The organism is Cyclobacterium sp. 1_MG-2023, from assembly GCF_030546805.1.
Taxonomy (GTDB): Bacteria; Bacteroidota; Bacteroidia; order Cytophagales; family Cyclobacteriaceae; genus Cyclobacterium.
In genome coordinates this window covers 1-13,000 of sequence record NZ_JAUOPC010000030.1, presented here as the reverse complement: position 1 = coordinate 13,000, position 13,000 = coordinate 1, and the positions used below count along the sequence as shown (strand labels likewise).

8 protein-coding genes are annotated in these 13,000 nt (G+C 37.1%); 7 read left to right on the top strand and 1 reads right to left on the bottom strand.

From position 1 onward, the window contains the following. Positions 1-255: 255 nt before the first annotated feature. On the bottom strand, positions 256-2,385 hold the full coding sequence (locus Q4534_RS23665) for a T9SS type A sorting domain-containing protein (protein ID WP_303615637.1): 2,130 nt from the start codon (positions 2,383-2,385) through the stop codon (positions 256-258). Between the two features lie 185 nt (positions 2,386-2,570). Here Q4534_RS23665 and murF point away from each other — a divergent pair, with 185 nt between their 5' ends. The 7 genes from murF to Q4534_RS23630 all read left to right on the top strand — a co-directional run bounded on the left by murF (position 2,571) and on the right by Q4534_RS23630 (position 12,420). Next, positions 2,571-3,863, top strand: a complete 1,293-nt coding sequence (gene murF / locus Q4534_RS23660) for a UDP-N-acetylmuramoyl-tripeptide--D-alanyl-D-alanine ligase (protein ID WP_303615636.1) — start codon at positions 2,571-2,573, stop codon at positions 3,861-3,863. Between the two features lie 1,394 nt (positions 3,864-5,257). After that, positions 5,258-5,860, top strand: a complete 603-nt coding sequence (locus Q4534_RS23655) for a hypothetical protein (protein WP_303615635.1) — start codon at positions 5,258-5,260, stop codon at positions 5,858-5,860. Positions 5,861-6,083: 223 nt separating this feature from the next. Further along, complete coding sequence (locus Q4534_RS23650) at positions 6,084-6,296, top strand: helix-turn-helix transcriptional regulator (RefSeq protein WP_303615634.1); 213 nt, start codon at positions 6,084-6,086, stop codon at positions 6,294-6,296. Positions 6,297-6,300: 4 nt separating this feature from the next. Then, a complete protein-coding gene (locus Q4534_RS23645) occupies positions 6,301-8,592 on the top strand; it encodes an N-6 DNA methylase (protein WP_303615633.1) in 2,292 nt (763 codons plus the stop codon). Positions 8,593-8,596: 4 nt separating this feature from the next. Next, a complete protein-coding gene (locus Q4534_RS23640) occupies positions 8,597-9,922 on the top strand; it encodes a restriction endonuclease subunit S (RefSeq protein ID WP_303615632.1) in 1,326 nt (441 codons plus the stop codon). A gap of 2 nt (positions 9,923-9,924) precedes the next feature. After that, entirely contained in the window at positions 9,925-11,604 is a 1,680-nt protein-coding gene (locus Q4534_RS23635; protein WP_303615631.1) for an ATP-dependent endonuclease, read from the top strand. 207 nt (positions 11,605-11,811) lie between these two features. After that, positions 11,812-12,420, top strand: a complete 609-nt coding sequence (locus tag Q4534_RS23630) for a hypothetical protein (RefSeq protein WP_303615630.1) — start codon at positions 11,812-11,814, stop codon at positions 12,418-12,420. Positions 12,421-13,000: the final 580 nt, after the last annotated feature.

Below are 13,000 nucleotides of genomic sequence, written 5' to 3'. Positions count from 1 at the left end.
GCTTCCTTCTTAACCAAAATAATTTACTACTTTTTCATGAATATTTTTTCCAAATCTTTCATGTCTTAAATCTAAGGTTTAAAGGGGGAGTTCGGTAGTGTCCAGGACTGAGGTGTACGAACCTGATATTCCATTTACTCAGCCCGTAACAATGTTACCAAACCAGCAATAAAACACCTTTTGCCGCGACTCCCCCTTGATAAGAGAGCAGAGCATGTCTCGGGAAAAGTAGGGAGGGATTTTTACGGGCAGAATCTAAGGACTAACAATTAACTTCCTATAATGCCTTTCATTGGCATCATTGATTACTTCAATAAGGTACAAGCCCGGAGGTAAACCATGGGTGTTTAGCACGTTCTCCTGATTTTTTAGCAGGGAGATGCCCTTATAAATAAGTTTTCCCGAAGTACTGTATAGGTTTAGCTTTGCGTCCCTATTTATGACTAACTTAAACGCTTGTCCATTGGTAGGATTAGGAAACAATAGGATTTCCGTGGTAGCCCCGGGCTCGGAACCCCCATCATCCAATTGGCTCAGGTATTCCAAACCACCGGCCCTATTTCCAAGGATCAAATCAAAACCTTCTCCCAATAATTCCGGGACAAATGTAAGGGAGGTGTTTTTGCCAAACCGTGTGGTATCAAATATTTGGTCATACAAATGAATAGCTACTTGAACGCTCTCGCCTTCCTGAAGAAAATCCTCAATGGCATACAAGATACCCTGTTGGTTAATGGCCATTAATAAAGGGGAAGCACCTGATTTTACGGCAACGGATAGATTTCTAGCTACAGGATTGTCAATAAACCCCAAAAAATCATTTTCCAATAACTCCAGCTCAAATCCATTGTCAATGTCTAAAGAATAGAGCAGTAACTCACCGGTTTGTCTTGCCAAAAGTAGGTAGTCGTTCGTTTGGTCGTGAAAAAGGTGAACCTGATCCAAACCTCGCAAAACAAGTGATGGAAATACCAATTCATTGCGTGCTTCAGGGCTGGCAACAGGCGCCACGTAAATTTTTTTATAAGGAATATTTTCTTCATATATGTCCCCTGCAATGATGTGGAAAGATTGATTGTCTTTGGAAGTGTACCTTTGGTAATTGGGTTCTGTCAATTCGAGCTCACTTATATTGAGATAATCACTGGATGTGAGTAGGGCTTTATTTGCTGTTATTTCATAAGCGAATATTCTTCCTTGTACATCGTCTCCTACCTTGGTATTGGCTGCGATGAAGAGTTCACCATTGGATTTATTCCCAATATAAAAGGGTCGAGAATTTTCTCCAAAGTCCAGCATATCCGGTTTTAAAAACAGTTCAGGGCTGGTATTAGGTCCTGTTGGGATACGGTAAAGTGCTTTCGCAAAGTCTATATTATAATTGTAAGAAGTGGCAGAAGAATGAGAAGAAACAATCAAGTCCTCTTCCAAAACATAGCCGGCAAGGAAAATAGGGAATTGAGGCAATTGACCAAATTGGGGGATGCTTGTACTGATAGAATTGAAAACCGGAGCGATATCTGTCCCCTCATTGGCCAAGAAATACAGGCTGTTGCATTCATCTCTTCCCATAAGGAGGTCTTTGATTCCATCCTGATTAAGATCTTTGTATAGTAGGGAGTGTCCACCGGAATGAAGGGTTTTTAATTTTTCTGCATCCAGCCGGGCGTTGCTGATGGGGCTTCCACTGCAAGTAAAACCAAAACTAATGTCTCCACAATCACAAAATTCAAAGTTTCCCCAATGGTTTTGGGAAGCTTCGAACTGGTCAATGTCAGGGCTACCCTTGCGTTCCATACTGGTATTCTGGTAGTACTCTAAAAAATCCCCTGAGGCAAAATTAAAAGTAAGTACGTCCAAATCTCCATCCTGATCTATGTCTTCAATTAGCGGGATATCCAAGATATTTGCCGTGAGGTTAGATCCATTTTCCAGGCGCAAAAAGTTTTGGGCTACTTCCCATACAGGTAAGGTACTGTTCTCAGGGCTAATGTTTTTGTAGGCCTTGATGCCAAATGGGGAGCCGGTAAACAAATCTTTTTTACCATCCCCATCGAAATCCACCAAGAGCAGAAATGCATTGACATCTTCCGGAAACAAATAACTTCCCCCCGGGAGAAAGCGGTAGGCAGTACCATTTTTTTCAAAAACCTTTATGTTCCCTGAATTGATGTCCCAAATTACCAGTTCCTCTTCACCATTGTTGTTGCTGTCAAATTGCTGGAGTTGTGCTGCATTTATACCTCCTGTAAAAGCCATGGGTAGGACCTCACCATTTTCGTCCAACACCTCCAAATTTGTTTCGAAAGCAAAGTTGTATTGGGCCTTTACAATATTTGAAAAGAAGGTAAGTAGAATAAGTAAGCGAACTGTTTTTGTCAACATAAGTGAAAATAATGAATTGGCTTCAAATCTCCTGTATTGGTAAAATTAAATTTTTGCGATTCATTTAGAAAGGTATTTTTCATCTTTAACGGCCATAATTGAAAACAGATGCATTACTTTTGTCACTAATTTCAGCATTTAGATTACTTGTCATAAGTTTGATCAAAGAAAACCATAAAACCACTATGGACAAAATAGCGCAATTATACTCCCTTTTTCTTACTTCAGAACGTGTATCTACGGATACGCGGACCATTGCAGATGGAGACTTGTTTTTTGCCTTAAAAGGCCCCTCTTTTGATGGTAACCAGTATGCGAAAAAGGCCTTGGCATCAGGTGCCAAAGCTGTAGTTGTTGATGATCCGGAAGTAGTGGAGAACGAAGGATATTTTTTAGTAGAAGATGTTCTGGTGGCTTTGCAGCAATTGGCCAGGCACCACAGGAAACAATTGTCCCTACCTGTCATAGGGCTTACAGGTTCCAATGGCAAGACCACCACCAAGGAATTATTGATGAGGGCGCTTTCATGTAAATACCAAGTGCAGGCCACTCAAGGTAATCTCAACAACCATATAGGGGTGCCATTGACGCTATTAGGCTTGAAGTTGGAAACTGAGATTGCCATAATAGAAATGGGGGCCAGCAAGCAGGGAGATATTGATGAATTGTGTCGGATAGCTTTGCCAAGTCATGGATTGATCACCAATATAGGCAGGGCACATTTGGAGGGCATGGGAGGAATAGAAGGGGTGTTAAAAACCAAGACTGAGCTATTTCAATATTTGCGGGAAACAGGGGGGCAGGTATTTATCAATTCGGGGCAGGAGATCTTTACCAATATGATCAAGAGATTCAAAAACCCTGTACTGTTTCCAGGTAAAGCTGATTTTTGTCAAGTAGAATTCCTAGGTGCCTCACCTAATGTCTCCTTTAGCTTGCCACCTGATGAGACAAGCTATGTGTCCAATCTAATAGGGCATTATAATTTTGATAATATTGCTGCAGCCCTGTGTGTGGCCAGGTATTTTAAAGTGCCTTTAAAGGAAGCTGCCAACGCCATTGCTACCTATATTCCGGAGAATATGCGGTCTCAGGTTATTGAAAAAAGGAGCAATCTGATTTTGCTGGATGCTTATAATGCCAATCCTTCCAGCATGGAAGCCGCCTTAAAGGCTTTCGATAAGTTGGATAAGCGCAAGCGTAAGATGGTGATTCTCGGAGATATGTATGAGTTGGGGGAATACAGCAAGGCTGAACATGAGAAAGTGGGGGAGTTGGTGAATCAAATGAGCTTGGATAAAATCTGCTTTACAGGAAAGGATACCCAATATGCCTTGTCTAAGGCTCCCAAAGCCCTATATTTTCCCGATCCTTTTTCTCTAAGGAACTGGCTCCAAGACTCCAAATTGGAAGATTATCAGATTCTAATCAAAGGCAGTAGGGGCATGAAGCTGGAAGGATTGCTTGGTTTTATTTAGGCGCTTTTGGGGAAACCCGGTGGACCTTATAGTCCACCAATTTTTCAAAACCTTCAGCCATAGCTACCCTCTCCCGGAGGCTAAGCCTGTCGAAGCCGTAGAAATCCCCTCCCGGAGGCTGAGCTTGCCGAAGCCGCAGATATCCTTACCGGAGGCTGAGCCTGTCGAAGCCAGCGGAGTGGAGCATCCAATTTTAAATCGAATTGATTTCTGATTATCTATAGCCCCTGCTTCAACTGGGGGATTAGAATGTAATATTATATCTCGGGGCTTTAGCCCAATCTTCACCTTTCAAGAATAAAAAGATTAATTAGGCGCTAAATCTAGGTTGATGGCTTATTTTTCCGGCAACCATCTCTTCTTCAAATTTTGGGTAAAGCCGGGTGAATGGTTATGGCTTTTATAAATGGGTTAAAGCCCATTCCTATTGAGCAGATTTCGTTAATCAATTTGAATGAATTCGAAAACTTTCTGCATTGTAGGTCCAAACTGGAGGCTGAGCCTGTCGAAGTCGTAGGAATCCACTCCCGGAGGCTGAGCTTGTCGAAGCTGTAGGGGCCAAACAAGGGTACTTCCGAACCGGGGCAGCGTACTTCCAAACCTACCCACCGGGGTTTATAACCTCAATTACTCCCCTTAAAACAGGGAGGGGGTACTTAAAACTGACAAGCTTGAATATATTTTACGGAATTTTCCGGTTCAGAACTTATATTTTTCACCTCAAACCTGAAAAATTCGACCAAAAACTGACAAGAAACGAGGTGTAAATCGGAAAATAGGACAAAATTTCAGAAAAAGTCATTGGATAAGGTCAAATTTTCCAGGTTCAGAAGTGGGGAGGGGTACTTTCGAGCTCGATGATTTCAGCTTTTTTATTCAAGCTTCCACCTTTTAGGTGGAAATTATTAGGTTTTAGCCGGAAATTTCCGCCTTTTTGGCAGTATTTTTTAAGTTTTAATTGATCCATTTGACCAAAAACTGACAAGGGAGAAGGGGTGAAGTAAAGCATTTTGGTAAAATGATGGGTTATACAGGGTTTTAGCCGGATTTTTTTAATTAGAACCTGATCATGGATTACCAGAGGCTTTTTGAGTGGAGAGTAAAATGGCTTAAAATAAGCAGGTTGGAGATTTCAAATTAAAATTATCTAATGGCTGTAAATCTTGCCTTAAATATTCATGCCTTTCTGTTGTTATCCGTTTACAAACGTTTGTAAACGTTTAGCAAACGCTTAGCTCAAAACCAATTAAATTTAATAAAACCCCAGTTTAAAAGCGCTAAAAGGCTTTTTTGTTTAGAAGCATTTAGTTAGTTTAGAGGGGTATAATAGATATATACATAACTCCTGAGGGAGACTTGTTTATATACAATTGTTATGCTCAATTAAAAAGAACATGAATTTTGAACTTTTGCCGATAGATGAAACCATGCAGATTCTAAGAACTGAATCTGATTCAAGAATTGCTTTCCAAAAAATAATAGGTCATGCCAATAAGAACTTACCCTCTGAAATATGGAAGGAATATGAAAAGCTAAATATTGAAAGAGATATTGAAGAAGCGACAAACTGGCTCCAGAACTCCTTGAATGAATTTCCAGATTCAAAAGGCATATATCTTGGACTCGACACCTTAAATATGGACGAAGGGAATGGAACAAATGTTGAAATCGGACTTTCTACATCCTGTAATCCAAATGATTTTTCTGATGATTGGGCATATGAATGTGAAGATTATGGAGAATCACATTTAATTAAAGGGTTGTTTGAAGTCTCTGACACTTTTACGAACTCTGAAAAATGGACAAATGAAGAGACCAGTTTCTCTGAGTACATTGTATTCCTTGCCTATAGCGGAGTTGTCTTGAAAGGTGCATTAGACAAATTAGAAACGAAAAATGACTTTCTATCAATATGGGGATTTCATGATGGGGATATGTTTTTCTTAATGCAGAAAGCAAATGGAATAAAATCCATTGTGACAGAAATTGATTTATAAAAAAAGAGCATAACACGGTGTATAGTGCATACCCTGCGGGATACGCACCATACACAAACCGTTGTGCGGCATACAAAAAAAGCCAACGCACGGTCAAGCACATTTGGTTTTTGCCAACGCTAAAACCCAACGCTTAAAAACCAAAAGAGCTTGCCCTACCCCACCGCTGAATAAGACGAAATTTCATTAAAAGTTTATATATTTGCATCTGACGCTAATTAATATGAATAAAAAAGCAATTAACAGGCTGAAAGTAGTTTTAGTAGAACATGGAAGGACCAATAAATGGCTTGCCGAGAAACTCGACAAAAACGAAACGACTGTTTCAAGATGGTGCACAAATGAGGTTCAGCCTTCTTTGGAAACTTTGATACAAATAAGTGAACTGCTGAACATTGATGTAAAAGAACTGATTTACTCAACTCAAAAAGATTAAACGGATGAAATTAGAACTAAAAATAGAAGACAATAAAATATTTGCCCCATTAAAGGACAAATGGTTAGTGCTTACACCAGAAGAAAAAGTTAGGCAGACTTACATCTGCCGACTTGTAAATCATTACGGATACTCACTTGACCAAATGCAACAAGAGGTTACTGTTGCCGAAGGCAACAAAAGAGGCACGGGCAGAGCCAGTGCCGATATTGTTGTTTGGAAAAGCAAAGAAGAAGTTGAGAAAAAAGCACCTTCAATTGTAGTCGAGTGTAAAGCTGATAACATTGATATAGTTGAAGGCGATTACTTTCAAGGTTCGCATTATGCTCGTTACGTAAAGTCACCATTTTTTGTAACAACCAATTTAAAGCACACCAAAGTTTTTAAAGTAAACCTTGACGGCTATCCAAAAGATTTGGAAGATGAAATTCTTGATATTCCTACCAATCAAGATTTGCAGAGTGAGAAAAAAGTAAAAGACTTATTAACTCAAACCAAAGCATTTACCAGAGACGAGTTCAGTAACCTACTTTTTAGATGCCACAACATAATCAGAAACAACGATAAACTTTCACCGGAAGCTGCATTTGACGAAACAAGTAAGATTCTTTTTATGAAAATCCGCTACGAGCGGAATCCAGATGAAGACAATATTTTTTCACTTAAACAATTCAAAAAACAAGAATCGCAATACGAGAAAAACATACGACCAATCAACGTTAAACGAAATGGACCAAAAGACGACATTCCGTATATGGATTATTGGTTTGAATTAACCAAAGATGAATTTAAGGATGATGACCTTTTCGACTCAAACGAAAAGATAAAAATCAAACAAGGAAGTTTTGAGGCAATCGTAAAAGCGTTAGAGATCTATAACCTTTCAACAACTTCTGATGACGTAAAAGGAATTGCCTTTGAAAAATTCCTTGGTAAAACTTTCAGAGGCGAGTTAGGCCAATTTTTTACACCACGTACTGTAGTTGATTATATCGTTGAAATTCTAGATCCACAAGAAGGAGAAACTGTTTGCGATCCCTGTTGTGGTAGTGGTGGGTTTTTGATTAAAGCTTTTGAGTATGTAAGAAGCAAAATTGAAAATGAAATCAAAGAAGCCAAAGAGCAAGTAAAACTAAAATACTATACAGACGAGTATTACAATGCTTCAAAAAAAGAGCAAGAGAAAATTGACCAAAAAGTAAACGACCAATTTACACTACTCAATTCTGAACTTGACATTTTAAATCCTGAAAGCCGTTTAAGACGACTTTCCTATGATTGCATTTTTGGGACAGATGCCAATCCAAGAATGGCACGAACCGCAAAAATGAATATGATTATGCATGGTGACGGACACGGTGGTGTTCATCATCACGATGGACTATTAAATGTAAATGGAATTTTTGACGGTCGTTTCGATATTATTTTAACCAATCCGCCTTTTGGAGCAAGAGTTGAAAAATCTTTAAAAATTACCGAGCAAGACAAATACACAGATGTTGAACGAATTGCAAAATATACGGAACGCTACAAAGAGGATTATGTAAAAGCTCTAAAACAAATCAATGACAACATTGGAAAGCCTGTTTTAGGTTTATTCGACACAGGCAAAATGAGTAGTTTAACAGAAGTGCTTTTTATTGAGCGTTGTCTTGACTTGCTTAAACCAGGAGGGAGAATGGGTATTGTTTTACCTGAAGGAGTTTTAAACAACACTAAACTTCAAAAAGTACGAGATTATGTAGAAGGCAAGGCAAAAATCATCAACATTACTTCTATTCCGCAAGATGTTTTCATTGCTTCGGGTGCGACAGTAAAACCAAGTTTGTTATTCTTTAAGAAGTTTACAGAAGAAGAAGCAAAACAATATGCTTCTATTCTTAAAACAGCCAAAACGAACGCCAAAAATAAATACAGTAAGGAAATTGCAGACTTGCAGGAAAAAATAAAAGCAAGAGGTCTTGACAAAGACGAGAAGAAAGAACTGCGAGACAAACTAAAGCAAGTACAGCAACAAATGGAAGATGAAATAAAATTGGAAGTGAAAACCAATTTTGATTATGAAATCCCAATTGTTGAAGTTGAAAAGGCAGGAATTAGCACCACAGGTGCAAAAATTGAAAATGAATTAGAACCAGTAGCAAAAGAGTTCACCAAATACCGAATTGAAAAACAACTTTGGAATGAACGTTATACGAGCGTTCAATATGATGAGTATGATGAAAAATTTCAACGAGTAGTTGCGTTTGGAGAACCTGAAACATTTTATACGAAGTATGCAAAAATCAATCAATAACTCAATGGAATGGTTTAAAACAATCCCATTCAGTGATGTTGTGTTATGGGATGTAAAACGCTATTCGTTTGAGAAAATTCAATCAAAATATCCCATTGTAAAATTGGGAATGCACATTCAAGAAGAAAGCCACAAAGTAAAATTGGCTGACTATCCTGATGAAGAATTCGGCATTTTGGGTGTAAGCAACAAAATAGGAATTTTTGATGCTTACAAAGAAAAGGGAGCAAACATCAACCAATCCTACAAAACGATGGAACAAGGTTGGTTGGCTTACAATCCATATCGTGTAAATGTTGGAAGTATTGGACTGCGGACCGAAGAACACGAAAACGAATACATTAGCCCTGCTTATGTTGTGTTTAGTTGCAAAGAAACTCTGTTGCCTGACTTTCTTTTCAAATTGTTTAAAACAGAACGCTTTAACAAAGTTATCAATGCCAGCACCACAGGCTCGGTAAGGCAAAACCTAACCATTGATATTTTAAAATCATTGGATATACCATTACCGCCAATTGATGTTCAACAAAAAATGCTCGATGAATACTATGTTAAAGATGAAAAAGCAAGGGAAGACCTAGAGAGTGCAAATTCGATATTGAATAAACTTGAAGATTCACTCAATGAATTAATAGGGATAGAAATTAACGACAACCCACTATCAGACGGTAAGCTTTTTCAAATAATACAATTTAAGTCACTTGAAAAGTGGGGAGTAGATGCCCAAAATCTGACGTCTGTTTCTTATACGCGAAAATTTCCAGTTTCAAAACTTTCTTCATTATGCAATGTAAGTAGTGGTGGAACTCCTAGTCGTAAACAAGAAGAATATTACAAAGGAGAAATTCCTTGGATAAAAACAGGCGAGGTAGTTAATGACTATATTTTCGACACCGAAGAGAAAATAACAGAAGAAGCAATACTAAATAGTAGTGCACGAATTTATCCAAAAGGGAGCTTGATAATTGCTATGTATGGGCAAGGTCAAACTAGAGGTAGAACTGCAAAATTAGGTGTTGATGCATCAACCAATCAGGCTTGTGCCGTTCTGCACGAAATTAGAAATGAAGTCATTTTAACAGATTATCTGTGGGTTTATTTGATTAATGAGTATCACAGAATGAGGGAATTAGCTAGTGGAAACAACCAGCCTAATTTGAATGCTGAAATGATTAAAAATTACAAAGTCGTAGTGCCACCAATAGCGATACAACAACAAATAATTAAACATTATCAATCTGAAAAAAGCAAAATTTCCTTTTTGAAAACCGAGAGCACGAATAAACTACTTCAGTCTCTTAATCAATTTGAACAAAACATTTTTGATTAGTTATGAGGCTTGAAAAACTAAAAATCAACACACGTTTTAAGAATTTGGAAAATTTTGAAATCGATTTTTCAAATAAAGAAGGCATTACCGTTTTGATTGGCAATAATGGAAGTGGAAAAAGTAATATTTTAGAAGCCATAAGTAGTGTTTTTGCAGGCTTGTATGATAATAAATACAATCCAAGTTTCAACTATGAGTTTTCATACACTAAAGACACTTACAGGATTGAAGTAAAATTTGAGAATGGTAGTTATGAAACAAAAGTCAATGGTGCAATTGCAGGTTTAAGACCTGAACATTTACCAAACCAGCTGATAAGCTCATACAGCGGTGAAGAAAGCAGGCTATGGGAAACTTATTATAAACCGTTTTATGATGAGTATACAAAAGCATTAAAGGGTGCATCAATTCCTGATTCAGAGCTAATTTATATCAATAAATATTATTGGAACATTGCTCTCTTAACCCTTCATTTCTATGATTTTGAGGCATTTGAAGACATAAGAAAGTTTTGCCAAGACACTTTAGGCATTCAGACGATAAATTACATCAAATTTGATTTTAGTATTCCAACTTTAGCAACTTGGTCAAATAACCCTGTAACCAATATGGTGAATACTTTGAATCCGAACAAGGATGCTTCGGTTCAAATGACTTTAGAGGAGTTTAAGCAAAAACTCAATTTTATTAATGAAATAGACTTGTTCAAATATCTTGCTGCGGCATTTATGCCAAAAGAAGATAAAGTAATCACCAAAATTGAAATCGACTACAATACAGGATTAAAAGCTGAAAGTCTTAGCGAAGGCGAAAAGAAGCTTCTGCTTATTATGTTGATTTTGGAAGTAATTGGAGACGAAAAATCTTTGATACTTCTTGACGAACCAGACAGTCATATTCATCTTTCCAACAAAGGACAGATTGAAAAGCTACTAAAAGCTTATTCAAACAGAGAGAATGTAATTACAACTCACTCGCCTACTCTTACCCATAATTTCGATTTGAAACACATTACAATGCTTTCTAAAAAAGCAAATAATGATGCACAGGTTGAAGCTATGGAAAAGCAGAAAATTGTTTATGAGTTGACCAAAGGTATTTGGAGTTATCAAGAGCAAAATATTTTTCTGAATTCTCAAAATGATATTCTACTAGTAGAAGGAAAGACAGATGAAGTTTTCCTAAAAAAAGCTTTGGAAGTATTGAAAATTTCTGAACCAAGGTACGCCAACCTTGAGTTTGAATATTTGCCTTGTGGTGGAGCTGAAGGAGTTAAATTGTTAACTGAAAAGTTTACACCAAAGGTAGGTCAACATATAATTGCATTTTTCGATAGCGACCAATCAGGTTGGGGTGCTGTCAATAAAATATTCAATCGCACAAATGCCAATGCTTATAACAATGGTAATTTCAATAAATACCGTAAAAAAGGTGAAATATGGATTTCAATTTATCCAACTCGCCAATGGTATAGAGGCGGACTGAATTTTAATGTTGAGGATTACTTTAGTAAAAACTTATTGAATCAATACGTTTTAAGTTCATTCAAGGGATTGGATTCAATAGTTACGAAAAATCAAGTAAAAAGACTTTTGGAACAAGACTGTAATGGATTTCCAGACCATGAATTCAAACACTTCAAAAATGTATTTGATTTGATATTGGAGATTAAAACGAAATAATGCCAACGCTTAAAGCCATACACATTTGCAATTCGCACAAGCCAACGCTGCAATCAAAAATTGCAAAAGAGTATGTCTTTGCCAACGCTGACAGACGACCGAAAAAAAGTACGACCGCACAACAAGGTATATAGTGCATGGCTTCCTATCGTCAGCCACGACACCATATACAGACCGTTATGGGCAAGCAAAAAAAAACAGCATAACATGAGAATCTTAAATTGCATATTGACTTTTTTACTTTTTGGATTGATAAGCTGTAATTCTACAGATGAGATATTCACAGATGAAAATTATCAAGATACAATCGGGCAAGATATCGGAGGAATATTAATTCGAGACATACATCATTACAATGACTTTAATTCCTTCAACTATGATATTGAATATTCATATAAAGACAAAAATGATAGTATTAGCAAGATTGGTAAAGGCAGTTTTTATGGACAACAACCAACAGAAAACGAGCAACTAATCAGAATTGGGAAATGGTTTGTTTTTAAAACAAGTGGTGACCGTGATAAAGATTTTATATTTATTAGTGACAGCAATAATACTTGGCTTAAATATGAAATTTCATCTGAAACAATCCAACAAAATGGACTTTGGAAAGAGCAGAATATTAATGCTCAAAAAGCAAACTGGGATAACGTTGCAAAAGTGAAACAAATTGATAATAATGGTAACGTGACAGTTATGTATGAGTTTGCAAAAAACAAAAGGATTTTTTCATTTTTGACAGGTAAGAGAAAAGTTGAGTATAAGATAAACCTTCAAACAGGAAAGCTAAGTATGGATAATATTTATGAACTATAATATGAGGAAGAACTTATTAATTGTATTTGGACTATTAGATTTGTTTTCATTTGTTCGTACGTACAAGATTGGGATTAATATGTTTGACAATATTGAGCATTTCCCGATTATGAGCATTTTGGAAATTCTTTTGATTACTTCATTAATCGTTTCTGGCATATTATCAATTTTGAGAAGAAAAATATCACTGATAATTTATTACATTCAGGTTCCTTTGAGACTTGCATTTATGATTTTGACATTCGGATTTTTATTAAAGCTATTTGGATTACAATACGATTCGGTAGGATATAAAATTTTGGTCGGAATAACATTTTTGCTTGAAGTAGCAAGATTGACTTATACGATAATGATACATAAAAGAAAATTTAAAAGCTAATCAATGCCAGCCCATAACAATGTGTCATACGTAATGGCGGGGAAAGTGCCAAAAATCAAAGTTTGTGGCTCGCATCAACACCTTATCGGGTTGATAACGAGTAGCCCCGAAGTCCGCCACTACGCATACGTGTGCCGAGAGTAACGAACGGCTGAAAATCGTTACGCAACTGTTTATAAGATGGTGGAACCGACCCACCGG

Bases quoted from the DNA above. Each gene is read 5' to 3' on its own strand.
- Q4534_RS23665 (WP_303615637.1), bottom strand. From the start codon at position 2,385: ATGTTGACAAAAACAGTTCGCTTACTTATTCTACTTACCTTCTTTTCA.
- Q4534_RS23655 (WP_303615635.1), top strand. From the start codon at position 5,258: ATGAATTTTGAACTTTTGCCGATAGATGAAACCATGCAGATTCTAAGA.
- Q4534_RS23650 (WP_303615634.1), top strand. From the start codon at position 6,084: ATGAATAAAAAAGCAATTAACAGGCTGAAAGTAGTTTTAGTAGAACAT.
- Q4534_RS23635 (WP_303615631.1), top strand. From the start codon at position 9,925: ATGAGGCTTGAAAAACTAAAAATCAACACACGTTTTAAGAATTTGGAA.
- Q4534_RS23640 (WP_303615632.1), top strand. From the start codon at position 8,597: ATGGAATGGTTTAAAACAATCCCATTCAGTGATGTTGTGTTATGGGAT.
- murF (WP_303615636.1), top strand. From the start codon at position 2,571: ATGGACAAAATAGCGCAATTATACTCCCTTTTTCTTACTTCAGAACGT.
- Q4534_RS23645 (WP_303615633.1), top strand. From the start codon at position 6,301: ATGAAATTAGAACTAAAAATAGAAGACAATAAAATATTTGCCCCATTA.
- Q4534_RS23630 (WP_303615630.1), top strand. From the start codon at position 11,812: ATGAGAATCTTAAATTGCATATTGACTTTTTTACTTTTTGGATTGATA.